Annotated in this window: 17 protein-coding genes; 14 read left to right on the forward strand and 3 right to left on the reverse strand. The window is 51.6% G+C overall.

Annotated features, from left to right (window positions below; translation table 11 throughout):
* The first annotated feature begins 24 nt into the window (after positions 1-24).
* The 6 genes from LZ463_RS21790 to LZ463_RS21815 all read left to right on the forward strand — a co-directional run bounded on the left by LZ463_RS21790 (position 25) and on the right by LZ463_RS21815 (position 9410).
* Positions 25-357 (forward strand): PspC domain-containing protein, encoded by a 333-nt coding sequence (locus LZ463_RS21790; RefSeq protein ID WP_241458393.1) that lies wholly within the window; start codon positions 25-27, stop codon positions 355-357.
* Positions 358-432: 75 nt separating this feature from the next.
* Positions 433-1860, forward strand: a complete 1428-nt coding sequence (lpdA, locus tag LZ463_RS21795) for a dihydrolipoyl dehydrogenase (RefSeq protein ID WP_241458394.1) — start codon at positions 433-435, stop codon at positions 1858-1860.
* A gap of 151 nt (positions 1861-2011) precedes the next feature.
* Complete coding sequence (gene zapE, locus LZ463_RS21800) at positions 2012-3109, forward strand: cell division protein ZapE (RefSeq protein WP_241458444.1); 1098 nt, start codon at positions 2012-2014, stop codon at positions 3107-3109.
* On the forward strand, positions 3109-3513 hold the full coding sequence (locus LZ463_RS21805; RefSeq protein WP_241458395.1) for a hypothetical protein: 405 nt from the start codon (positions 3109-3111) through the stop codon (positions 3511-3513). Before zapE ends, LZ463_RS21805 begins: the two co-directional genes overlap by 1 nt.
* Before the next feature lie 501 nt (positions 3514-4014).
* Positions 4015-7947 carry a DUF2339 domain-containing protein gene (locus LZ463_RS21810; protein WP_241458396.1) on the forward strand — a complete coding sequence of 1311 codons (3933 nt, stop codon included), beginning with the start codon at positions 4015-4017 and terminating at the stop codon, positions 7945-7947.
* Positions 7944-9410: a DUF3999 family protein gene (locus LZ463_RS21815; RefSeq protein ID WP_241458397.1), complete on the forward strand. Its 1467-nt coding sequence runs from the start codon at positions 7944-7946 to the stop codon at positions 9408-9410. The genes LZ463_RS21810 and LZ463_RS21815 overlap by 4 nt, the downstream gene beginning before the upstream one ends.
* A 130-nt stretch (positions 9411-9540) precedes the next feature.
* On the opposite strand, the gene LZ463_RS21820 is transcribed toward LZ463_RS21815, so the two are convergent.
* Positions 9541-10707 carry a pyridoxal phosphate-dependent aminotransferase gene (locus LZ463_RS21820; RefSeq protein ID WP_241458398.1) on the reverse strand — a complete coding sequence of 389 codons (1167 nt, stop codon included), beginning with the start codon at positions 10705-10707 and terminating at the stop codon, positions 9541-9543.
* Between the two features lie 26 nt (positions 10708-10733).
* Positions 10734-11366: a uracil phosphoribosyltransferase gene (gene upp, locus LZ463_RS21825; RefSeq protein ID WP_277624140.1), complete on the reverse strand. Its 633-nt coding sequence runs from the start codon at positions 11364-11366 to the stop codon at positions 10734-10736.
* Positions 11367-11570: 204 nt separating this feature from the next.
* On the opposite strand from upp, the gene LZ463_RS21830 reads away from it, so the two are divergent.
* Positions 11571-17150: a hypothetical protein gene (locus tag LZ463_RS21830; RefSeq protein ID WP_241458399.1), complete on the forward strand. Its 5580-nt coding sequence runs from the start codon at positions 11571-11573 to the stop codon at positions 17148-17150.
* A 196-nt stretch (positions 17151-17346) separates the two neighbouring features.
* Here LZ463_RS21830 and LZ463_RS21835 read toward each other — a convergent pair whose 3' ends face one another.
* Positions 17347-17565, reverse strand: coding sequence for a VF530 family protein (locus LZ463_RS21835; protein WP_241458400.1), 219 nt, complete (start codon positions 17563-17565; stop codon positions 17347-17349).
* Between the two features lie 595 nt (positions 17566-18160).
* On the opposite strand from LZ463_RS21835, the gene gspG reads away from it, so the two are divergent.
* The 7 genes from gspG to LZ463_RS21870 are packed head-to-tail and all read left to right on the forward strand — an operon-like array spanning position 18161 to position 24046.
* On the forward strand, positions 18161-18604 hold the full coding sequence (gene gspG / locus LZ463_RS21840) for a type II secretion system major pseudopilin GspG (protein WP_241458401.1): 444 nt from the start codon (positions 18161-18163) through the stop codon (positions 18602-18604).
* A gap of 33 nt (positions 18605-18637) precedes the next feature.
* On the forward strand, positions 18638-19840 hold the full coding sequence (locus LZ463_RS21845) for a type II secretion system F family protein (protein WP_241458402.1): 1203 nt from the start codon (positions 18638-18640) through the stop codon (positions 19838-19840).
* On the forward strand, positions 19837-21540 hold the full coding sequence (locus LZ463_RS21850; RefSeq protein ID WP_241458403.1) for a GspE/PulE family protein: 1704 nt from the start codon (positions 19837-19839) through the stop codon (positions 21538-21540). Before LZ463_RS21845 ends, LZ463_RS21850 begins: the two co-directional genes overlap by 4 nt.
* Entirely contained in the window at positions 21533-22351 is an 819-nt protein-coding gene (locus LZ463_RS21855) for a hypothetical protein (RefSeq protein WP_241458404.1), read from the forward strand. Before LZ463_RS21850 ends, LZ463_RS21855 begins: the two co-directional genes overlap by 8 nt.
* Positions 22348-22905, forward strand: coding sequence for a PilN domain-containing protein (locus LZ463_RS21860; RefSeq protein WP_241458405.1), 558 nt, complete (start codon positions 22348-22350; stop codon positions 22903-22905). The genes LZ463_RS21855 and LZ463_RS21860 overlap by 4 nt, the downstream gene beginning before the upstream one ends.
* Before the next feature lie 5 nt (positions 22906-22910).
* Complete coding sequence (locus LZ463_RS21865) at positions 22911-23510, forward strand: hypothetical protein (protein ID WP_241458406.1); 600 nt, start codon at positions 22911-22913, stop codon at positions 23508-23510.
* The gene (locus tag LZ463_RS21870) at positions 23507-24046 is read left to right on the forward strand and encodes a hypothetical protein (RefSeq protein ID WP_241458407.1); all 540 of its coding nucleotides are present in this window, start codon (positions 23507-23509) and stop codon (positions 24044-24046) included. The genes LZ463_RS21865 and LZ463_RS21870 overlap by 4 nt, the downstream gene beginning before the upstream one ends.
* The last annotated feature ends 18 nt before the right edge of the window (positions 24047-24064 follow it).

A 24064-nucleotide genomic window follows, 5' to 3' on the forward strand; every position in this document is an offset into this window, starting at 1 on the left:
AAAGCGCAAAGCGAGAATCATTCCGTGAATATCGCTGACGAAATCAAACGTCTGCATGAACTGCATCAGGCAGGAGCCCTGTCTGATGCAGAGTTTGCACAAGCCAAAGCCAGATTGCTGGCTACAGGCGACACTTCCACATCCGGCAATGGCCAAAACCAGGGTTTTAATCATCTGAACCAGTTTCGCCGGTCAAAAAATGACCAGTGGCTGGGTGGTATTTGTGGTGGTCTGGGCCAATTCACTGGACTGGACTCCTGGATATGGCGTTTGATGTTTGTCTTTTTCAGTCTTTACTTTGGTGCTGGCGTAGTGGCTTATCTACTGGCCTGGATATTCATCCCTGAAGAGGGCTGAAAGCTACGAGGCGAAGAATGGACTTCACGACTGGATTCAGCGCTAAATTCATCTATATAAAATCAGGATATTTTCATGAGCAAACAATTTGACGTCGTCGTTATCGGTGGTGGCCCTGGTGGCTACATCGCCGCAATCCGCGCTGCACAACTGGGATTTTCTACAGCCTGTATCGATGCATGGACCAATGAAAAAGGTGGTCCGGCTCCAGGCGGTACATGCACGAACGTAGGTTGCATCCCATCCAAGGCGTTGTTGCAGTCTTCCGAGCACTATGAACATGCTGGTCATGCTTTCGCTGACCATGGTATCAATGTACAGGGCCTGGGGCTGGATGTGGCCAAAATGCTGGGCCGCAAGAACACCATCGTCAAGCAAAATAATGACGGTATCCTGTTCCTGTTTAAAAAGAATAAAGTCACTTTCTTCCACGGCCACGGTTCATTTGTGAAAGCTGAAGCTGGCGCTTACGAAGTCAAGGTTGCTGGCAAGACAGAAGAAGTCATCACTGGTAAGCACATCATTGTGGCAACTGGTTCTAATGCCCGTGGCTTGCCAGGTGCTGCATTTGATGAAACAACCATCCTGTCGAATGACGGCGCGTTGAAGATTGCTGAAGTACCGAAAAAACTCGGCGTCATCGGCGCTGGTGTCATCGGCCTGGAGATGGGTAGCGTCTGGCGTCGTCTGGGTGCTGAAGTGACAGTGCTGGAAGCATTACCAACTTTCCTGGGTGCAGTGGATGAGCAAATAGCCAAAGAAGCACACAAGCTGTTTGTCAAACAAGGACTGTCCATCAACCTGGGTGTCAAGATAGGTGAAATCGTCAATGGCGGCAGCGATGTGACTGTCAACTACACAGATGACAAGGGTGCTGAGCATAAGGCTGTGTTCGAGAAACTGATCATCTCTATTGGCCGCACGCCTAATACCAATGGCCTCAATGCCGAAGCTGTTGGCCTGCAACTTGATGAACGTGGTTTCATCGCTGTTGACGGTGATTGCAAAACCAATCTGGCGAATGTCTGGGCAGTCGGTGACGTGGTACGTGGCCCTATGCTTGCGCACAAGGCAGAAGAAGAGGGTGTTGCCGTCGCCGAGCGTATCGCTGGCCAGCATGGTCATGTGAACTTCAACACCATCCCCTGGGTGATCTACACTTCGCCGGAAATCGCATGGGTTGGTCGTACTGAGCAGCAATTGAAGGCTGATGGTGTGGCTTACAAGGCAGGTACTTTCCCGTTCATGGCGAATGGCCGTGCCCGCGCTTTGGGCGATACATCTGGTATGGTCAAGTTCCTCGCGGATGCGACAACGGATGAAATCCTCGGTGTGCATATCGTTGGTCCTATGGCTTCTGAACTGATTGCTGAGGCTGTCGTGGCGATGGAGTTCAAGGCTTCTGCCGAAGATATCGCACGGATCTGCCATGCTCACCCATCTTTGTCGGAAGCGACCAAAGAAGCGGCCTTGGCGGTTGATAAGCGTTCACTGAATTTCTGAAACATTGCCAGTAACTAGGTAATTTGAAATACGGACGTGTTTTTACGTCTGCACCGGCAACGCACTCTGTCCAGTAATGATGGATGGCGTGCGTTGTTTCTTACCTGCATACCTGCTATAGGTGGCACAGCAATTTAGCCTTCCCTTGCCCATGAATGTCATAGACTATTATCAGGATGCGCTCAGTCAGCGCGGTTTTCAGGCCGATGAGGCGCAAAAACGAGCGGTTGATCGTTTGCAGACAGCTTATGAAGAATGGGTGGAATATAAGGGCAAACGTGCGAACAAATTCACGCGCCTGATTACCAGGCCCGAAGTGCCGCGTGGTGTTTACATGTGGGGAGGGGTAGGGCGCGGCAAGTCTTTTCTGATGGACAGTTTTTTTTCTGTCGTGCCTGTGGTTAGAAAAACCCGTTTGCACTTCCATGAATTCATGCGTGCCGTGCACCGTCAGCTGGATGAATTGAAGGGTGTGGCTGATCCCCTGGATGAGGTGGCACGCCGGGTGGCAAAGAAATACAGGCTGATCTGCTTTGATGAATTCCATGTCTCGGATGTGGCTGATGCAATGCTGCTGTATAACCTGCTCAGTGCCTTGTTTGAGAACGGCGTGTCTTTCGTCATGACATCAAATTATGAGCCAGATACCCTGTATCCCGACGGCCTGCACCGGGATCGTATGCTGCCAACTATTGCCTTGCTCAAGGAGAAACTCGATGTGCTCAACGTGGATTCGGGCAACGATTACCGTAAGCGTGCGTTGGAACAAGTGCAGGCTTATCTGACACCTTTGAGTGCTACAACTGATAAATCCTTGCGTGAGACCTTTGCACGGATCGCAGAAACTGCGGATGAGGATGTCAGGGTGGACATAGAAGGGCGTAACCTGAAATCCTTGCGCCGTGCTGGTAGTGTGATCTGGTTCGATTTTGCGACTTTGTGTGGTGGTCCAAGATCACAAAATGATTATCTTGAAATAGCCAGCCGTTTTCATACGGTTATTCTGTCGTCTATCCCGCGCATGTCAGCAGCCATGTCTTCAGAGGCCAGACGCTTTACCTGGCTGATAGATGTGTTTTACGACAACAAGGTAAAATTGATCATGTCAGCAGAAGTCCCTCCTGAGGAACTATATACCAATGGCACCTTGTCTAACGAATTCCATAGGACAGTGTCGCGCATCATCGAGATGCAGTCCAAAGAGTATATGGATGCCGATCAACGCCAAATTACCGGGAGTATTACTTGATGAAATCCCTCTCGTGCATATGTCTGGCACTGGTTTTGTTATGCCTGTCGACCATGCCTGCATATGCAACACCTGACAGTAATGAACTGTCCCAGATCGTCAACCTGACTGCCAGCCTGGATCAGAAATATCCTGCGGGTAGTATCCGCACTGCCGAACAGGCAGAGTCAGCCTTGAAAGAAAGTACCGCGACCCAGGTGCGTTTGCAAAGCTGGTATGAGCGGGCTGATAAGACATGCCAGGGTAATTTTTTTGTCAATAACTGCCTCAACGAAATAAAAGAGCAGCGTCGTCTGTATATTGTCGTTTTGCAAAGAATTGCACTGGAAGCAAAAGCTTTGCAAAGAAAGTTGCGTATAGACCAGCTTGACAGGGACTTGGCTGAACGCCAGGCCAAGCCTTGAATTTTGTAAGTACATGTAAGCTATATGAGGGTGGTCTAAAGCTGGTTTTAATTTCACCCTTATTTCATTCAGCCCCGTTTTGCCTGTGGACTGCTACGAGTGCGGCCAGCCTTTCTTCTCTTCGTCGATATAAATTGCGCTGTCGGTGAACTAGTAGACTGTAACAGTGGAATCGAGATTGAAGGACATGTGTCCGGCGAATCAGGGCAAGGCACAAAGTGGAGAGATAGCGGGACTATCACGCGTATTTGCAACGCCGCCATGATCGTCGCACATATGGCAGGGACTCCGTTTTCACCGTTACAGTCCATTATTACCAGCGCCTTGCTTTCATCAAGGAATTGTTCTGTTACTGATCTGGACAGTACCTGGCTTGCACTGCTGTGGCAAGCAAATGGATGCAATCTGTCGACCTGCATCGAGATATAAGTATTGCAAGGCCACAAAAATTTCCTTACAGTCTGGCGTTAGCCTCACAATCATAAAAACAAGGGGAATAATATGTGGTTTGTTGGTGGAATCGTCGGTTTCATCCTTGGCGTTGCTGCAGACTCTGGTGCAGCGATGTTCCTGCTTGCATTGCTGGGCGCTTTTGTCGGGCACATGATCAGCAGATCACGCAACGCGGAACAGCCCAAGCCGGCCAGTACCCAGCGGCCAATTCAGACGGGTGTCAACGATTCGCTTGCAGAAATGCGCCAGAAGATTGCAAGGCTGGAAGGTAGATTACAAACGCTGGAACGTGAGATGGCTGAGCTCAAGGCCGGTAGTCTGGTCGCGGCGCCTGATAATTCTATTGCTGTCTCAGCTGGTGCTGCGCTTGCGCCCGAACCAGACTCAGTTGAGTCTGCCCCAGATATTGCTTTTGTAACAGCCCAGTCCCCTGAGCCCGCCTTAAGTCTGTCTTTGCCAGCAGAGCCAGTCAGTGAATTTGAACTTGATGCACAGAGTATACAGACGCCATCACAGCTAGACAAACCACAAGAACCTGAGTTGCAGCTCAATGATTTTGGCAATAAGATTTTTGAAAAAAATGCAACGGATGGCCCGGGTTTGCCAGAAGAGTTGCAGGCGCCAGCTCTGGCCACCGCCAGCCTGACTCAGGAGACAGCAGGCAAAGAGCAGCTCAAGAATGCGACTCAATCAAGTGCAGCGACCAAGCGAATTCCGCCACCGCCACCCAAGACTTTCAGGGAAAGCCTGCCAGCGCCACTGGCCAGGCTCATCTTTGGCGGCAATACCCTGGTCAAGGCGGGCGTATTGATCCTGTTCCTGGGTCTGGCTTTCTTGCTCCGCTATACGGCAGAACGGGTGACTGTACCTGTGGAATTGCGATATGCCGGCGTGGCGATGACGGGTGTGGTATTGCTGGGATTGGGCTGGTTCTTGCGCAAGCGGCGCAGGGATTATGCGCTTATCCTGCAAGGTATGGCGGTAGGTGTTTTTTATCTGACCACGCTCTCGGCGATGAAGATGCATGCCCTGGTTTCACCAGAGGCAGGTTTTGGTTTCATGTTCCTGGTATCGGTCCTGAGCGCCATTTTAGCTGTCTTGCAAAATGCGCCTATGCTGGCCATAGTTGCCGCACTTGAAGGTTTTGCCACGCCTGTGTTGACTGCGACAGGGGAAAACCGCCCCATGGGCTTGTTCACCTACATGGCAGTACTGGATGTGGGCATTTGCCTGGTTGCCTGGTTCAATGCCTGGCGGGTTCTCAACCTTATCGGTTTTGTCGGCACCTTTACGCTGGCGCTGGGTTGGGCAGACAAATATTATACCGATGCTCAATATGGCATCGTCCAGCCCTTCCTGATTTTCTATTTTGTCCTGTTTGCCTTGATAGGTCTGTTCTTCGCACGCAAGACATTGCAGCAAGCGCAGGCAGAGGAGGGGCCGCTGGCCAGTCTGAAGCGTGTTGGCCGTGTCGATAGTGCCCTGGTCTTTGGAAATCCTGTTACTGCATTTGGTCTTCAATACATGCTGGTAAGGCATACTGAGTTTGGTGCGGCCTTTTCTGCACTGGCAGTCGGTTTCTTTTATTTGCTGCTGGCCAGACTGGTGTTTTCACGGGCAAAACAGGGACTGGCCTTGCTGGCCGAGGCCTATGTCATCGTTGCAGCCATTTTTGCAACCCTGGCTATCCCGTTGGGACTGGAAGGTATCTGGACCGGTGCGGCCTGGGCCGTAGAAGGCGCCGGCATGTATTGGCTGGGCATACGGCAGCAACGGCCTTACGCGCGTGGTTTTGCCTATGTGGTCATGCTGGGGGCTGCATATAAACTTTTGCATGGTATCTACATCAATCCGGAAGCCGGGCAGCCACTGTTGCAGGGCAGTTGGCTGGGACCAGTCCTGTTGGCTTTGAGCTGTTTTACCGTCTGGAATTTGCACAGAAGGGCAGCGCAAGAGCAGATCGCCAATTGGGAGCAATTGCCAAATGCCGGTTTGCCATGGTTGGGTGTTGCGGCAATCAGTTTATTGCCCTGGATGTTCCTGCCTTCGCAGTTTGCTGCAGCGGCTCTGGCTTTGATGGCGTTACCGGTTGCAGCAGCAGGCAGGCGCATTGCTGTTGCAGCCTTCCGCCATATCTCGGCCACCCTGCAGGCGTTTGCCCTGGCCAGTTTCATGCTGACCTTGCACGCTGCAAGCGCAGAAACCAGTAATGCTGCACTGGCAGATGGCTGGCGCGGCGGATTGGCCGCAGTGATGATTGCCGGCAGTATCTTGTATAGTGCCGGACGCTCCATGCTGGCGGCAAAACGTGCTGCGCAGGCGCAAGCCTTGCCGCCGTCCTGGTCAGTCTGGAATAGCCTGGCGGTAATCAGTGGTACAACGTTGCTGCATCTGGCCATGTTATTTGCCATCGATTTGACGCAGGCCGCGGCGATCTGGCCAGTGACTTCCTGCCTGTTGCTGTGGGTCGGCTTGCGTATGTCGCATTCTGCATTGGCGGCTTTTGCCGGCAGCCTGCAAGTCGTATCTGCCTTTCTGTCTATGGTGAATCCGGGGCAATATCAGGGAGTGGCTTTTGCACATCTGGGTTTCCTGACGCCTTTGTCCCTGGCGTTGAGTGCATGGTTCAGCGCTGACCGGATACGTGCGGAAGCAGTCCGGATGCGCGAGGTCTTGTCGGCAATGCCTGCGCAATATCAGACTGCTGCAGAAGATCTGGGTATAAAACCATCCCCGGTCTGGATCAATCAGTGGTGTGACGGGGCGCTTGCTCTTGGCTTGCCCATTTTGTGGGGATTAAGTTGGTGGATGACTGCATGGTTTCCGGAAAGCCTGGAAACACTGGAGCGTACCGGGCACCGTGATTACTCATCTTTTGTTGCCGTGATGATAGGGCTGGGAACGACCGTCCTCATGTCTGCACTGGCCGCCTGGCGGAAATGGCCACAAATGGGTAAAGCCAGTCTGGTGGGGCTGCCATTATTCATGTTTGCGGCCCTGATAGGTTTGTTTGGTTCCAGTGATATTTATCTACCGTCTGCTCATCTGGGCTGGCTGGCCTGGCCCCTGGCTCTGGCGTGGCATCTGCAACTTTTGAAGAAACAGCAGACTTGGTGCTCTGGCTGGCCAGGCGTTTTGAAATCAATGCACATTCTGGGTTTCTGGTTTTTCCTGCTGCTGGCTGCCCGCGAAGGCCAGGCCCGTCTGGCGCCATTGGCTGACACCTGGTCTAGCTGGCCTTTGCTAGGCTGGATATTGGTGCCGGCGCTGGTGTTCTGGTTTATTGGTGCAAAACCTCTGGCAGGACGCTGGCCTTTGCTCATGTATCGCAAGACATATATAGAGCATGCTTGCGCGCCGGTTGCCCTGTATTTGCTGGTCTGGTGCTGGACGACCAATGCTGGTAGTGCCGGTAATGCCAGCCCTTTACCTTATTTGCCGCTTCTTAATCCCCTTGAACTGGGGCAGTGGCTGGTAATGGCTTCTCTGCTGCACTGGTGGCGTGCCCTGTCCGCTGCGACTGTGACTACCGATGGTAAAAATATCGCAAGCGCGGTGACTGCCGTGACGGCGCTGGCTCTGCTAACTGGCATGGTATTGCGTAGCTGTCATCATTTTGCCGACGTGCCTTGGGATGCTGACGCCATGTTTGCATCACGTCTCAGCCAGGCTGCCGTATCAATTACCTGGGCTGTCTGTGGTGTGGCAGTGATGCTGTTTGGGAATCGCCGCATGTCGCGTGGCATCTGGATAGCCGGTGCAGCATTGCTGGCCGTGGTCGTCCTGAAGCTGTTCCTGGTCGAACTGGCTGATCGCGGAGGCTTGTACCGCATCGTGTCGTTTATTGGTGTTGGTATTCTGTTGCTGGTCGTTGGTTATTTCGCCCCTGTTCCTGTCAAGCCAAAAAATGATGTGGCTATGTCGGATGATGCACAGACCAGTTCGGCAGGGTCGCAAACCACGCAGGAGAAACACCAATGAAAATCAAGCATTTGCTTGTCAGCCTTGCCTGCCTTCATTTGACATGTAGCACAGGCTTTGCTCAGGTATCGACCAGCCAGACGGTAACCCGCTCTGCACAGCGCGCGGTTATTTCGGTGACAGGCAGCGGACCTTACTATCAACTTGATATTCCTGCGACTATCTATCCTGGCAGCTTGCAGCCGGATTTGAGCGATGTGCGCGTACGCAATGCAACCGGTGATTTATTGCCTTTTGCCTGGACTGATACAGACAGCGAGTCTGTGCAGTTGGAGAGCAAAACTGTCAATCTGTTACCCTTAAAAGACAATCAGAGTAGCAGCATCAGCAGCTTTACGCAAAAGCACGACGGCTCTTTGGTACTGATATCGACTGTGAAGATCGATCGACAAAATCCGGTGCCTGCATGGATATTGGATGTCAGTCAGGTCAAGGGAGGTTTATTGCAAGCCAGGTTCAAGCTTGCTGACAAGGCAGAGGGCATGTTTGGATTCAGCCTGGAGAGCAGTGCAGATTTGAAGAACTGGCAGACCGTCAGCAATAACGAACAACTCGTACAGCTTCGTCACAACGGCGCCCTGGTGCAAACACTGGACGTCGCATTACATCATGTAGAAGCACACTACCTGCGCTTGCGCTGGAATAACCCTGAGTACGCTCCCTGGATCGAGAGTGTAACGATTGACAGTCAGCAGCAGATTTACATTCCTCCTGCTTTACAGTGGAGCAAAGCCATCAGCGTAAAGTCCTGTAGCACAAATTACTGCGATTATGATGTGCCGGGCAATACACCCATAAACAGTTTGCGGATTCTCAACAGCGAGTCAAACACTCTGGCCAGGGTGAGCGTGCTGGGGCAGCTTGCAGCGGTTAGTCCGGGATCGTCTTATCATCACCGCCATAGCCCGCTTTACCCATTACATGTCTTAAGACATCAGAGGCGTGCTGTAGAAGCACAGTCAGGCCGCGAAGTATGGCTTAATGAAACCCTTGTGTACCGCATCAGTCAGCCCAATGGAGAAGCAAAATCCCCGGATCTGTTGATGGATGGTGCAACTTACCAGGGGCTGCGCTTGCAGACGGATGGGCCTGTAAGTATGTTGGGCAAGGTACCGCCTTCGATACAGATTGCCAGTTTGCCACGCAGGCTGGTGTTTCTTGCCCGTGGTGATGGACCTTATAGCCTGGAATGGGGGGCGCCGGTCAAAGATGGTGCAGCCGCAAGTTTACGTACGCTGATGCCACATATGGATTTGGCCACCTTGGCGAAAACGGATGCCGCCAAGGTGGAGATTGCCGAGTATGTCGCCACAAAGCCACAAAAAAATATCGAACCCATACCTGCCAAAGAACACAAGCCATGGTTGTGGGCTGCCCTGGCTGCGGGTCTGGCTTTGCTGGGGGCAATGGTCTGGTCATTATTGAAAAACATGTCTGCCGAGGCTGGCAATGAGAAGAAATGATGATGAAATTGTTATAGAGGCAGGCATCAGACAGGAGTGATGCAAGTTATCTCAATAACCCTCTGTCATCTGTCTTTTGATCGCGTGTGCTGCTTCTGGCCTGATGTTTTCAATAAAGCAATTTTAATATTTACAGTTTTTGCAGGCGGGACAAAGCTTCTTGCAAAGTAGCATCCTGTTTTGCAAAACAAAACCTGACGATGCCTGACTCGCGGCTTTGCTGATAAAAGGCAGAGACCGGGATAGCAGCGACACCAATTTCAGTGGTCAGCCAGCGGGCGAATTCGAGTTCGCTCAAGGCTGATACTGCTGAATAGTCGACACTCTGGAAGTAGGTGCCGGCGCAAGGCAATAGGCGCAGGCGAGACCCTTGCAGGCCATCCCTGAACAAATCACGTTTGCGCTGGTAATAGGTCGGCAAATCAAGATACGGGGCGGGATTGCTCATGTATTGCGCCAGCCCCAGTTGCATGGGGGTGTTGACAGTAAATACATTGAATTGATGTACTTTACGAAACTCTGTCATCAATGCGGCTGGAGCCGTCACATAGCCAACTTTCCAGCCAGTCACGTGGTAAGTCTTGCCGAAGCTGGAAATAATGAAGCTGCGCTCAGCCAGCTCTGGGTAGCATGCCAATGATTCATGCCGCTGGCCATCAAATACCATGTGCTCGTAGACTTCGTCAGAGGCGATCAATACCTGGGTATCACGAACGATATCGGTGAGTGCTGCGATATCGGCAGGCGCCAGTATTGTACCGGTTGGGTTATGCGGCGAGTTCAGCATGATGAGCCGTGTTTTGTCGCTGATGCTTGCCTTCAGTCTGTCCCAGGGAATGTGATAGCCCCGCTCGTCGAGTTCCATGCTGACGAACACCGGTATGCCGCCAGCCAGCCTGATGCTGGGGACATAGCTGTCATAGGCAGGTTCAATGACAATGACTTCGTCGCCAGGGTGCACGCAAGCCAGCAAGATGGTCATGATGGCCTGGGTGGCGCCAGCCGTAACGGTGACTTCTGCATTGGCATCGTACTGATGGCCGTAAATGGTCTTGATTTTCGCTGCAATCTGTTCACGTAATTGCGGCAGGCCAGCCATTGGCGGGTATTGGTTATAGCCGTCGGTCATGGCTTGTGTCACCATGGCAGGCAAGGCAGGGTCACAGGCGAAGTCAGGGAAACCCTGGCCAAGATTGACGGCCTTCTTCTCTGCTGCCAGGGCTGACATGACCGAGAAGATGGTGGTGCCCACTTCGGGCAATTTGGAAACGGGTACGAAGCGGGCTGTAGTCGTCATCAGTCGAATTGTCTCAATCAATAAAATTACTTGGTACCGAATAAACGGTCACCGGCATCACCCAGGCCAGGCACGATATAACCATGCTCGTTGAGGCACTGGTCTATGGAGGCGGTAACGATAGGGACGTCAGGATGGGCTGCCTGCATGACCTTGATGCCTTCGGGGGCGGCAAGCAGGCAGACAAACTTGATGGTCGTTGCGCCGCGCAGTTTCAGGCGTGAGATGGCGGCGGCGGCAGAATTGCCGGTTGCCAGCATGGGGTCAACCACGATGACAAGGCGTTCAGCGATATCTTCCGGTACCTTGAAATAATACTCGACGGGTTCCAGTGTCTCCGGATCACGGTAAAGACCGATGTGGCCGACGCGGGCATTCGGCAGCAGGTCGAGCATGCCGTCCAGAATGCCGTTGCCTGCGCGCAAGACAGAAATTACGCAAAGCTTTTTGCCACTGATGGCAGGTGCATCAATGGTTGTGATCGGTGTTTCGATTTTCACCAGTTCGATTGGCAGGTCACGGGTGACTTCATAGGCCAGCATCTGGCTGATTTCACGCAGTAAACGGCGGAAATTATCGGTGGCCGTGTCCTTGCTGCGCATCAGCGTTAACTTGTGTTGCACCAGCGGGTGTCTGATTTCGGTAACGAGTTCGTTCAAAATATTTCTCCGGCAATGTTGAATTGACCGCTATTTTACGTCCCCGCCCGCATTAAGGGAAACGGATAAAACAAGAATTGAGCTGTTTTTCCACTTCTGCTCCGGCCATTGTCAGATTTTTCTTCATCGATAATCCAGTATAAGAAGTTCCGGCATGGCAGGGCCCGCGATGACGGTGAACGACTATCAGATCAGGAGTGCAGAATGGACAGCAATCAGGCGTTGTTAAATAAATTATCTCTGGGGGATTATCCCCTTGGTCGCCTCGGTGATCGCAAAGACGATTATTTGCCATCAGAAGAGGCGATCGAGTCCAATACCCGCATTGACGTGAAAGGTATTCGTGAAGCTATTGCGCGGGTGGAAGCGGAAGCCAGGGCCACGGTCGCCAGTGAAGCAAGGTTGAAGGCGGAAACCGAGGCACGTGCGCTGGCAGAAGCCAGGGCGCAAGCCGAAGCAGAAGCTGCCGAACTGGCACAGCGCAAACTGGCATTGGAACAGGAGGCCATTGCCAGTACTAAAGCAAAATTGATGGCAGAACGTCAGTCCCGCGCCGCCAGTGCTGCCAGAATTGCTGCTACCGCTGAAGAAACCAGAAATCTTCAAGAGCGCGCTTTGATAGAAGCGCGCGCACGGGAGCAATCAGAGCAACGTAATAAACTTGAGCTGGAAGCGAAAGAAAAGGCAGAAAACCAGCTTAAAGCAGAGGCAGAACTGACATCCCAGGCGCATGCAGAGGCACAGAAGCTTGAAGCCCAAACGGCCAATGCCCGTAACTGGGCGGCGGAACGCCTGGCAGCATCGCAATCGGCCCGTCAGCAGGCAGAAGAGCGTGCTCGTGCTGACGCGCGTATTGCAGAATTGGCACGTGAACGCGAAAAACGTGACCGTGAAGCCCGCGAAACAGCAGAAATGCTTGCCAAGGTACGCAGCGAATCCCTGCAAATCAGTAAAGAGCGTGACCAGGCAGAAGCTATTGCACTGGAATATGCTATCAACCGCGCCCCGGTAGAGGTGCGTGCCCGTGAAGATGCGCTGGCCCGCGTTGCTCTGGAGCAAGAGCAAGAAGCTATCGCTCAGGCCAGGATGGAATCGGAAAGAAAGGCCGCCGAAGCAATACAGCTGCGCATGCAGTCCGAGGAAGATTTGCGTATTGCCGCCGGCAAGCGCGAACAGGCAGAAAAAATCGCTGCTGCCACTGCCCAGGCACGTCGTGAGGCGGAAGACAAAATCCGTATGGTGACAGAGTCGCGCATAAGGGCCGAGCGCGAGCTGCAGACAACCGCAATGTCCCGCATAGAAAATGAGCAGCAAGCTGACTTGCAGGCACGCGCCCGCCAGGAAACCGAAGCGGCACTGGCTGAAGAGGCACGCCAACGTCGTCTGGCAGAACAGGAGGCTGCCGACATGGCCCGTCAGCGTATCGCCGAAGAGCAGCGCGCCGCTCAATTGGCCAATGAGCGCGTGGAGATCGAGCGTGTTGCGGTACAGGAGGCGCGTGAAAAAGCCGATGCCGAGCAACAGGCGTTGAGTGCAGCGGCCTTTCAGGCTGAATTATTGAAAAGAGCCAATCAGGTGGCAGCAGAAAATGCCAAAAGAGCCGTAGAACTGGCTCTGGCAGAACAAAAACGCCAGGAAGCAGAGCAGAAAGCCGCAGCAGCGCTGGAAGCAAAGCTCAATGCCGAACGCAAAAAAGCAGAAGAAGCACAAGCCTTGGCAGAAGCCGAACAATCACACACTGAAATACTGCGTCTGCAACAACAGGCTGAGCATGCTCGTCGTATTGCCCAGGAATCTGAATGTGTAGCGAAAAAACTGAGCCTGGAAAAAACTATGGAACAGGTGGAATTGCAGCAAAAAATGGCGGCGGCGGCCGCCAAGAAAAATCATGATGCGACTGAACTCTTGCGCGTCCAACAGCAACGCACTAATGATGAGGTGAAAGCGATGGAACTTCAGGAAGAAAAATTACAGGCAGAGCGTCGCCGTGCCCAGGCAGTGCAGCAAGTGCTGAAAGCGACCCAGGAAAAACTGCAACTTGAGCAGGCTGCGCAACAAGAAGCAGAAGCCAGATTGCGTGCTGAAGAAGAAGTCAAGGCAATTGCCATGGCTAAAGAGCAGGCTGAGCGCGAACACAGGCTGGCGCTGGAGGCGACTGCCAGCGCAGAGAAATGTGCGCTGGAGCAGACAGAATTGCAAAAAGAGGCACAATCCAAGATTGCCAAAGTCGCCGTATTGAAGAGCCATCAGGCGACTGAGATGGCACGTGCTGAGCAGATGCATCTGGAAGCAGAAAAGCAGGCCGCTAGAGCAGCACAAGACAAACTCGAAGCGGAAAAGCTTGCTGCTGAGAAAGTTATCGCCCGCGCGCAGGCCGATCGTGAGCATATCAACGTCCTCAACGCGCGTCAGCAACAAGAGGCTGATGCCCGTGCAGCTCGCCAGGCCATGATCGCGGCTGAGCAAGTGCGTCTGAAAAAAATGCAGGAGCATGCAGAGTTGCAGAAGCAATCAGCGACACTGGCACAAAGCAAGGCAGCAGAAGCTGAAGAACTTGGGAAAACACTGAAACTGCGTGCCGAATCCGAACAAAAAGCCCTGAGTCTGGTCCAGCAAAAACTAGAAGCTGAAAAACGCCTGACTGCAGAATTGCAGGCCAAGGCAAGCCTTGAACAAGAGCAGCGTGATCAACACCTGGCCCGTTTGCAATCAGAGCAGGCCTTGCGCTCCGCGCTGGAAGCAAAAGTCGCTGAAGAGAAAAAACTGCTGGAGCAAAATAATGAACAGGCAAGGGCAGAGCAACAGGCTGCAACGGCTGCCAGTGCCCGGGTAAAGGCTGCCACGCAATTGGCTAAACTAGAGCAGGAAAAGGCCAGGTCACAACAACAGGCAGCTCAGGCTCTGGAAGAGCAGGCCAGCCTGGAAAAACAAAGGGCAGAAGCAGCGAAGGCAGAAGCGCAGGCTGCTGCTGAGAAACTTGCGGCTGAAAAAGTCGCCAGTGAAGCTGCTGCCGCCAAGGCAAAGGCGGAGCAGCAATATGCACAAGCGGCAGCCGTCAGGGCCAGGGCAGAGCAAGAAGCCAGCGAGTTGGCTGCTGCAAAACTGTTGGCGGAACAGACCTTACAAGTGCAGGCACAGGCCTATGCTGCCAGCCAGCACAAAGCTCATGAGCTGGTCCTGGAAAAGAACAGGAAGGTTGCAGAGCTTGATGCCGTATTGCAGCAACGCCTGGCTGATGATCAGGCACTGCTGGAAACCACTGAAGCGAAACTCCAGGCTGAGCAAGAGATACAGCAACAAGTAGAGAGCCGCCTGGCAAGTGAAACCGAAGCACGTCAATTTGCCGAAGCACGTGCCCGTGCAGAAAAAATCATTCGTGTCGCTACTGAGGCGACACTGGCATCAGAAAAAGCCCTGTTCCAGGAACTGGCCGCCCATGCTGATGCACAGAACCTGGTTGCCGAGCTGCTGGCGCAACGTCTGCAGCAGGAAACCGAACTCCTTAATGCACAAAAACAGCGCGCAGAAGCAGAGCAAGCCGTGCTTGACAGCCTGACAGCCAAACAACAGGCAGAATTGGCTGCGAAAACCGAAGCAGAGACACGCCTGGCAGCAGAGCAAGAACAGTGCAGGATGATTGCTGCTCGCCAGACAGCTGAAGCAGAAGCGCGACAACTGGCTGAAAAATTCAATGAGACCGAGAAACAGTGGCTGGCGCAAGCTGCTGAGGAGGCATTGATCAAACGTCAGGCCGCTGTCGCCCTGGAAGAAAAAACAGCCTTGTTGCTGGAGTTGAGTCGTGCAGCTCAGGAACAAATAGCTATTGAACAGCAGATCAGCATTGAGCTGAAGGCCAAGCTGGAACAGGAAGAATCAGCAGAAATTGCCCTGCAAGCCAAACTGGCGACAGAACGTGAATTTGCAGAGGCCGCAGCGCAACGTGCTGCTGTTGAGCAAGAAGCACTGGAAGCAGCACTCAGACTTGCCAATAACGAACAAACTCTGCTGGCACGCTCAATGGAGCATACAGAGGCGCAGCGTATTGCCAGTGAAGCCATTGAAGCCAGGTTGCGTGAAGCCGAGGCTTTGGCATATACAGAAAATAAACGTGCGACAGCTGAACTGGAAACGCTGAGCCTGGTGCAGCAAAAACTCGCTGCGGAACAAAAAGCCTCACTAGAAGCAGAGCAACGCCAGCAGGCTGAGCAAGAGTATCTGGATCTGGCCGTGATACGCGCCAATGCCGAACAGGATGCTCATGTGGCGATTCAGGCCAGATTGCAAAGTGAAAAAGAAGCCGCAGAATTGGCAGAAGCATTGGCTGTCTCTGAAAAACAGGCAACGGAATTAGCGCAAGCACGAGCAGAAGAGCTATTCGCCCTGCAACAAGCCCAGCAGCAACGTGCAGAAATCGAACAACTGGAAATCATCGCTGCCCAACAACAGAAACAAATTGAAATGGACAGCATGCAACTCAAGCAGGATGCATTGCACCTGATCGAAGAAAAAATGGAAGCTGAACGCCTGGTCATTGCTGCCAGTGAAGAGCGTGTACGTCTTGAAGCGGAATTGGCAGAGCAAAGCAGGCAAAGAGCTGAGCAACTGGTTGTGGCAAATGCGCTGGAACAGCAAAGACTCGACCTGGAACGCGAAATTGCCGAAGCAACGGCTTTGCAAATTGCCGCTGATGAGCAAGCCTTGCCAGACCTACGTGCAAAATTGCTCAAGGAAAGTAAGCTGGAAGAATTGGAGGCCCAAAGGCGTGAAAGAGAACAACTGCTGGCAGATGTCATTGCCCAACGTGTAGAAGAAGAAAATACCTTGTTGGCAGAGCTCGATCAAAAGCTGGCAGATGAAGCCGAGTTGCATGCAGAAGTGCAGGCCGAATTGCAACGCAAACTTGATGCGGCTGAAGAACAAAGGAAAGTTAAAGAACAAGCCTTGAATGATGCTATCGCCAAGCGCATGGAAGAAGAGTCGGAATTGCAGACCCAGATTGATGCACAATTGGCTGGCGAGGTAGCACTGCAGACACAGTTGAAGCAGCAACTGCAAGCAATCGCTGCACAAACCAAGGAGAAAGAGCTGGCTTTGGCTGCTGCAAATGCCCAGCGCATCGCTGACGAACAGGCTCTGCAAGTCAAGCTGGAACAACAACTGGCACAAGAATCTGCATTGCAAGCCATGGTAATGCAACGTGCTGAGCAACAGGTGGCAGCCCAGGCTTTGATCGCACAGGCGCTGGCTGAAGCTCAGGCGTGGCAAGAAAAAAACAGGCAGCAAATCCAGCAGCAGCAAGATGATTTGCAGGCCGAGGCAGAAATGGCCAAACAGACACTGGAGGCTGAACATCACGAAGCAGAGCAGCTTGCCCAGGCGCTGATCAATAAATTGCTCACCAACAAAAATCACTCAGAAGAGTGGCGTCAACAGGTTGAGCAAATCCTCGCTACAGCACCGGTTGATATCGCCTACGACCCACAGGCACATCAAGATGAAGTGCAAAAACGCTTCCGCCTGCGTCCTTCAGTCATCGCTGGTTTGTTATTGTGTGCAGGTATTGCAGGGTTTGCCGGATTTAACGGTCTTGGTGTTGCCAGTACTGCGACAGCCCGTACAGCTGTGCAAAAAACAGCAGCATTGGAAGTAACCGTCCCTGGGCAAAAAATCGATACAGACTTGCATATGAGTTACGAATTAACTGCACCGACAGTTACAACTCCGGCTCAGGCTGAAGATGGAAGCAAGCCCGCAGTACAGTTGGCTCTGGCGGGGAGTCGCTAATACTTAGACATAGAAAATGCGTTGAGAGACATTGCATCAAGTGCCAGCCTGGTATGGGCAAGGTATAGAAAATGCCGCAACTTGGAAGGTTGTGGCAGTTTTCATTGGTCCAGAATCTTGTATTTATCAATGGGTGCAAAGTGTCCTGCGAATGGCACAGGTATGCGCAATAATCGCGATTTGCCATGATGAAAAATCACTCTGGCATAGACCGATACAGTTCTTCTACTTTTGTGCGCGCCCAGGGTGTCTTGCGCAAAAACTTCAAGCTGGATTTAATGCTCGGATCACTTGTGAAGCACCTGATCTCGATCATCTTGCCCAGTTGCTCCCAGCCATAGTGGGCCACCAGTTGTTCCAGGATGGCTTCTAGTGTCATGTGTTGCAGGGTGCGTGGGGTGAGTGGCTGCTTCATTTCTTCTCATTCATGGTTGATGGCAGGTATAGTCAGGCTTGTCCGATTTTTCAGCGGGGCACGATGCGTACAGGCCAGACTCGTGCGACACACCATCGTAACTGCTACGAGGCAGTGCTGGCAGAGCTTGCAGCAAGTATTGCTCTCAGTTGGTTTGTCAGTATGCACTGTCTTTTCCGTAGCAGGTCAGGTCGTTGCAGTTGCGTACTTGTAAAAGTGCAGGTAATTCAATTCCAGTCTGCCAGGAGAGGTGAGTGGCATCTGTCAATAAATTATTCATGATGTCATTTGGCTCTGAAAAAAAACGAAAGTGACCGAGCTTTCCTGAGGATTGCGCATCATACTATGTCCAGGTTGCAGGCCGTGTCTGCATTGATTTGTATTGGGTAGTGAAGCTTATGATTTTGGGCGCCATGTTTAAAAAGTTGTCTGGGTGTGCATTTTATTATCAACTAAAGTGTGTTATGCTCCAAAGTTGCTCAAAAAAACGGCAAAATTCACACATTCCTGATGTGTCGCACTACTTTGGCATTCTTGGCACATTCTGCATCATTTCAGCAGACACATCCCTATAGACTAAACAATCAGGTGCTCAGTGAGCGGAACATTACATTACAGTCCGGGTTATCCCCAATTGCGCAAATCATCAGGTTTTACCTTGCTTGAATTGCTGGTTGTCGTGGTGATCATAGGGTTGCTTGCATCTTATGTAGGCCCCAAATATTTTTCGCAAATAGGTAAATCAGAGGTGGCTGTTGCCAAGGCGCAAATTACGGCTTTCGAAAAAGCGCTGGAAACCTATCGTGTTGATCTGGGACGGTTCCCCACAAGTGAGGAGGGGCTCGCGGCATTGCTGGAGAATCCATCGGCAAATGCCAAATGGAGTGGCCCTTATATGAAAAAATCGATACCCATGGACCCGTGGGGGCATCCTTATAAATACCAGTCACCTGGCAAGGACAAGGATTTTGAAATCATCTCTTACGGTAAGGATGGCGTAGCCGGTGGTACAGGTGATGATGCCGACATTAGTAACTAAAGCTTTTAGCGCAAATTTTTTTCATACTACACTATGCGCTTCAAGATCAGGGCGTTGACGCCAGACCAGGATATCGTCGAAGAGGTAATTGAAGCGCGAAATGAAGATGAGGCGCGCCAGTTACTGCGGTCTCGTGGCTGGGCTATTTCTTCCATACAGCAAACAAGTGCCTCTTCTTTGGGGCACTTGTTTCGTCTTGGGGCGCGTTCCGGAAAATTTTCCCTTCTGCTGTTCAGCCAGGAATTACTATCCCTGTTGCGTGCTGGTCTGACTATTGTGGAGGCTCTGGAAGCCTTGCTTGAGAAAGAGCAGAACCAGGAAATTCGTACGGTATTGTCCAAGGTGCTGACGGGCTTGCAGGAAGGGAAGCGTTTTTCGCAGGTGCTGTCGGAACAGGAAAATTATTTTTCTCCGCTATTCATAGGCATAGTCCAGGCGTCTGAGCGTACCAGCAGCTTGCAGCCTTCACTTTCTCGCTTTATTGAATATCAACAACGTATAGACGTTGTTCGTAACAAGATCATCAGTGCTCTCATCTATCCGACCATATTATTTCTGGTTGGTGGCGCGGTAAGCTTCTTTTTATTAGTCTATGTCGTGCCACGTTTTGCCGAAGTGTACAAGGGGACTGGCAGGGCGCTGCCCTGGTCTTCCCAAATGCTATTGCAATGGGGGAGCATGGTTACTGAACATGGTTCCGTTTTTGCTGTGGTCGGTGTGGCATTGCTTGCCTCCCTTGGTTTTATAGTAGCCCGGATCTGGAAAAAAGGCGGCGCCCTGGGCCTGATTGGCAAGTTGCCTGGATTCAGTGATTCAATACGGGTCTACGCATTGTCCCGGCTTTACATTACCTTGGGTATGTTGCTTGATGGCGGCATCCCCATCGTCACTGCCTTGACTACGGCTGAAAGCATGGTGAGCGAAAGCATGCGACTGGCCTTGCGTCAGGCGGGCAAGGCCATAGAGTCTGGCATCATGCTGTCAGACGCCTTTGAGCGCAATCAATTGACGACCCCCATTTCCCAGCGATTATTGAGAGTGGGCGAGCGTACCGGGGACCTTGGCGGGATGCTGACACAATCAGCCAATTTCTATGAAGGTGAGATCAGTCGATGGATAGACCGTTTTATACGCGGTTTTGAACCTGTTTTAATGGCCATTATTGGTCTTGTTGTGGGCACTATTGTTGTGCTTCTTTATATGCCTATATTCGACCTGGCGGATGGTCTTTCATGAACAGCCCGCTTGCAAACTTGCCAGCGCCGGCAATTACCCCCGATTTCCTGATCACGGTCAGGGATTATGCCAATCGGCATCAGGTCAGCATGTGGACAGCCATGCTGCAACTGACGCAAACCGATGCGCGCAGCTTGTTGGCCGTACTTGCACAATTCTGCACCATGCCAGTTATCGAAACGGCAGAGATGCAATTGCTCGTGCCGGCCTTTGATCTGCTGCCTTTAAATAAAGCCATGCAAAAGCAGAGCCTGATCCTGCGTGACAAACATGGTCTGCTGTTAGCCGTTTTGTCTGACCCATTTGATTCTGATGTGCAGGTTTGGCTGAACTCCATTGCGAAATCTGCCTTGCAGTTCAGGCTGTCCCTGAATACCGACATACAGGCTTTTTTGTCACTGCAGGAAGAGTCAGCCCGTACCACAGATAATCTGGCGCCGGCCGGTCCGCGTGACAATGTTGAAAAACGCGAAAGCAAAGCCGCTACCAAATTGTCATTTGAATCCGTTTCGGAAGCCGGCAGCCCCGCAGTCAAGCTGGTGAACGCCACTTTGTATGATGCGTTGAAGGCCGGTGCCTCCGATATTCACCTGGAAAGTACTGCACAAGGGCTCAGTGTCAAATACCGTATTGACGGTGTGCTTGATCATATTACTTCCACGGCGGGTATTGCTGACGCTGAGCAGGTGATATCCCGCCTCAAAGTGTTGGCTGAGCTTGATATTTCCGAACGCAGGGTTCCCCAGGACGGCAGTTTTTGTATCGAGGTCAACGACAGGGAAATCGATTTGCGGCTTTCCATCATGCCCAGCATTCATGGTGAAGATGCCGTTATCCGTATTCTTGACAAGCGCGCCATGGTCGAGGCTTATGGTGCCCTGAGTCTGGAAGCATTGGGGTTTGATGAAGCATCCCTGGTTACCTTGCGCATGCTGACCGAAGAACCTTACGGTATGCTGCTGGTCACCGGACCTACGGGGTCAGGTAAAACGACAACTTTGTATGCAGCGCTGTCAGAGATCAATAGCGGGCGTGAAAAAATCATCACCATCGAAGATCCGGTCGAATATCAGCTGCCAGGTATTTTGCAAATACCTGTGAATGAAAAAAAAGGGCTGACTTTTGCCAAGGGCTTGCGTTCCATCCTGCGGCATGATCCGGACAAGATCATGGTGGGTGAGATACGTGATCAGGAAACTGCAGAAATTGCTGTTCAGTCCGCTTTGACGGGGCATCTGGTGCTCACTACCGTCCACGCCAATAATGTATTTGATGTGTTTGGTCGTTTTACGCATATGGGCATTGATCCCTATGCATTCGTCTCTGCATTGAATGGCATCTGGGCGCAGCGCCTGGTACGCATCAATTGCCCGCATTGTTCTACTATTGAACATGTTGATGAACAGATGCTCAAACGGGTCAATCTGACCCAGGCTGACGTGGTGGATTTTCAATTCCGCAAAGGACATGGTTGTGGCGATTGCCGCGGTACCGGTTACAAGGGACGGCGTGCGATAGCAGAGATTCTGACCTTGACCGATGAGATTCGGGAAATGATCATCGAAAAACGGCCGATCAGGCAGATCAAGGATGCAGCCCGTCGAAATGGAACAACTACCTTGCGCGAGGCTGCATTGGCCCTGGTCAAACGTGGCGACACAACACTGGAAGAAATCAAGAGGATTACGCTGCATGCTTAAATTCTTTTGTGACTCTTTGCAGGTTGACGTGTCTGATCAGCAAATTCAGGTTTGCCGACAGACGAAAAAAATAGGTTCGGCCAAATCACCTGAATCCGTCAGCATATTCCCTATCGATTCTGAATCGGATGTCAGTACATTTTGTGCGCAATGGCAACAGGCGATTTCCGGCCTGGAAAAACCTGCAAATTTGCTTGATATCAGTCTTGACGACACGATGGTCAGGTATTTCATGGTAGCACCGCCACCGCATGCACGCTCTTTCAAGGATCTGCATGCTGCAGCGACAATGCGGCTTGAGGCTTTGTTTGGTGTGGCCAGTGAAGACTGGCAGGTGACGGCTGACTGGCAAATGCATGCGAACTCTCTTGCTTGCGGCATTCCCAAAATCTTGCTGAGTAAAATCAGCAAAGCAGCAAAGCAATCAGGTCAACACATATTGAGCCTGCAACCGCGTTTTATCCGTGCGTGGAATGCGTGTCAAAAAAAAATCTCGCCCGATACCTGGTTTGCATCTGTCGGAAAAGAGGTAATGACGCTGGCCTTGCAAAAGGGTGGACAGATCAAGAGTGTAAAAACGATTGCCTTGCCAGTCACTAATGACGAAACCTGGTTGCTTGAACAACTGCACAGGGAATCAATGTTGCAGCAACTGGATATGCCTTCCGAATTGCTGCTGTCGGGCGATGTGCCGGCAGCGTGGCTATGTAAGCTCATACAAAAAAATGCTTACGGCCAGCTTGCCATGAAAAGCCTGGCGGGCAAATCAGTCGATCAGCCTGAGTGCAAGCAGAAGGCCGAGATAGTATGAGCAAGCCCATATACATAGAATTTTCGCCTGAGTCGGTGATGAAACGTGTGCAAGACATGTCTTTGTCAACCTGGGTGCTTGCCGTGCTGGTCCTTGTCGTGTTGACGGGTGTAACCTGGCATGGCAGCAAGTTGTTGCAAAAGAAAGCGCGTATTGACGACAGTGTGAGTAATTTGCAGATCGATATTCAAAAAGCAGAAAAGAAAGTCGGCAAGGAGCCTGTTTTTAAATTGCCCCAAGAGCAGGCAGTGGCTGTTAACCAGGCAATCGCCAAGCTCAACATTCCATGGACAGATTTGCTGGACGCGCTGGAGCAGGCAAGCACGGATAAGGTCGCTATTTTGCAAATTACGCCAAACGCACAAAAGATGAATGTAAAGTTGATGGCAGAAGCAAAAAACAGCGACGACATGATTGCCTATGTTGAGACATTGAAACAACAGAAAATGTTTGTATCTGTCATCCTTGAAAAACACGAAATCAATGAGCAAGACCCGAATAAGCCTTATCGTTTTCAAATTGAAATGTTGTGGCGGGACGGGGTGCGGCAATGATCAGGATGAATACCGCTAGCAAAATTTCGCCAGGACAATTCCAATTAAAACTTGAATTCGCGCTCCATTATCTGGGGTGGGCAAAATCCATCCTGTTAATGGCTTTGTTGTTGGCAGCAACAGGATGGTGGGTAGGTGTACCCTATATGCAAAGGCAAATCTACCAGCTGGAAGAGCGCAAGCTGAGTCTGCAAGCAAATCGCCAGCAATTGATACAAGAAAAAAAAGAACCGCCGCTCGACGATAACCTCGTACGGTTGAATGCTTTTCATGAAATGCTGGGTGAAAAAAAGCATGTGGAACAACAGGTCAAGACCATACTGTCCCTGGCAAATGAGTCGGGCATTAACCTGAAGGCCGGTGAATACCAATTGTCGGAAAACAGTGCCGGCAAATATTTCAGCTATCGTGTGCAATTACCGGTCAAGGCCAGCTATTCGCAAATTCGCAAGTTTACTGAGCAAGTCTTGCTGGCAATCCCCTATGCATCCCTGGATGAGATGTCATTCAAGCGCGAAGCTGTCAGTGGTGTGGCAGTTGATTCAAAACTGGTATTTACCATTTACCTCAGTGCGGGTGACAACGCCAAAGGGGGCTTTGAATGAACTCGCGGAAACTGATACTGGCATGCGCACTTGTCGTGGCGGCGTGGTTTGCTTTTTTTGCAGATAAGACGCCAGAAACAGCAATTGTCGAAGCAGCACCTGCAACTGTTAAAAAAGTGCAGACAGCAGAGGCAGGCAGTGGTGTGAGAATACCAGCACAGGGTGCAAAGCCAGTGAATGTTGTACCGGCGATTGCGAGCATCATAGACAGAAAAACCTTGATCAACTCTGATTATAAGAACAGCCAAAGTTTTTTTGGAGCGCAAAGCTGGACACCTCCGCCGCCACCCGCAGCTGCGCCGCCACCTCCGCCGCCACCGACGGCGCCGCCTTTACCATTTAAATACCTGGGTAAGAAATCGGATGACGGACAATTGGAGGTTTACCTGGCCAATGGTGAGCGCACTTATATCGTCCAGGAAAAAACCATCATCGACAATATCTACCGTGTAGACAGTATCAAACCAAGCACGATGAGCTTGACCTACCTGCCATTGAATCAGGTACAAACTTTGCAAATTGGTAGTGCAGATTAATTTGCAGAATAATTTATT

This window comes from Undibacterium paludis, from assembly GCF_022568815.1.
GTDB lineage: Bacteria > Pseudomonadota > Gammaproteobacteria > Burkholderiales > Burkholderiaceae_D > Undibacterium.

Coding starts and splice junctions, on each gene's coding strand:
- LZ463_RS21850 (WP_241458403.1), top strand. CDS start 19,837: ATGAACAGCCCGCTTGCAAACTTGCCAGCGCCGGCAATTACCCCCGAT.
- LZ463_RS21820 (WP_241458398.1), bottom strand. CDS start 10,707: ATGACGACTACAGCCCGCTTCGTACCCGTTTCCAAATTGCCCGAAGTG.
- LZ463_RS21865 (WP_241458406.1), top strand. CDS start 22,911: ATGAATACCGCTAGCAAAATTTCGCCAGGACAATTCCAATTAAAACTT.
- LZ463_RS21805 (WP_241458395.1), top strand. CDS start 3,109: ATGAAATCCCTCTCGTGCATATGTCTGGCACTGGTTTTGTTATGCCTG.
- LZ463_RS21845 (WP_241458402.1), top strand. CDS start 18,638: ATGCGCTTCAAGATCAGGGCGTTGACGCCAGACCAGGATATCGTCGAA.
- LZ463_RS21835 (WP_241458400.1), bottom strand. CDS start 17,565: ATGAAGCAGCCACTCACCCCACGCACCCTGCAACACATGACACTAGAA.
- LZ463_RS21810 (WP_241458396.1), top strand. CDS start 4,015: ATGTGGTTTGTTGGTGGAATCGTCGGTTTCATCCTTGGCGTTGCTGCA.
- LZ463_RS21815 (WP_241458397.1), top strand. CDS start 7,944: ATGAAAATCAAGCATTTGCTTGTCAGCCTTGCCTGCCTTCATTTGACA.
- LZ463_RS21870 (WP_241458407.1), top strand. CDS start 23,507: ATGAACTCGCGGAAACTGATACTGGCATGCGCACTTGTCGTGGCGGCG.
- lpdA (WP_241458394.1), top strand. CDS start 433: ATGAGCAAACAATTTGACGTCGTCGTTATCGGTGGTGGCCCTGGTGGC.
- LZ463_RS21860 (WP_241458405.1), top strand. CDS start 22,348: ATGAGCAAGCCCATATACATAGAATTTTCGCCTGAGTCGGTGATGAAA.
- LZ463_RS21830 (WP_241458399.1), top strand. CDS start 11,571: ATGGACAGCAATCAGGCGTTGTTAAATAAATTATCTCTGGGGGATTAT.
- zapE (WP_241458444.1), top strand. CDS start 2,012: ATGAATGTCATAGACTATTATCAGGATGCGCTCAGTCAGCGCGGTTTT.
- LZ463_RS21855 (WP_241458404.1), top strand. CDS start 21,533: ATGCTTAAATTCTTTTGTGACTCTTTGCAGGTTGACGTGTCTGATCAG.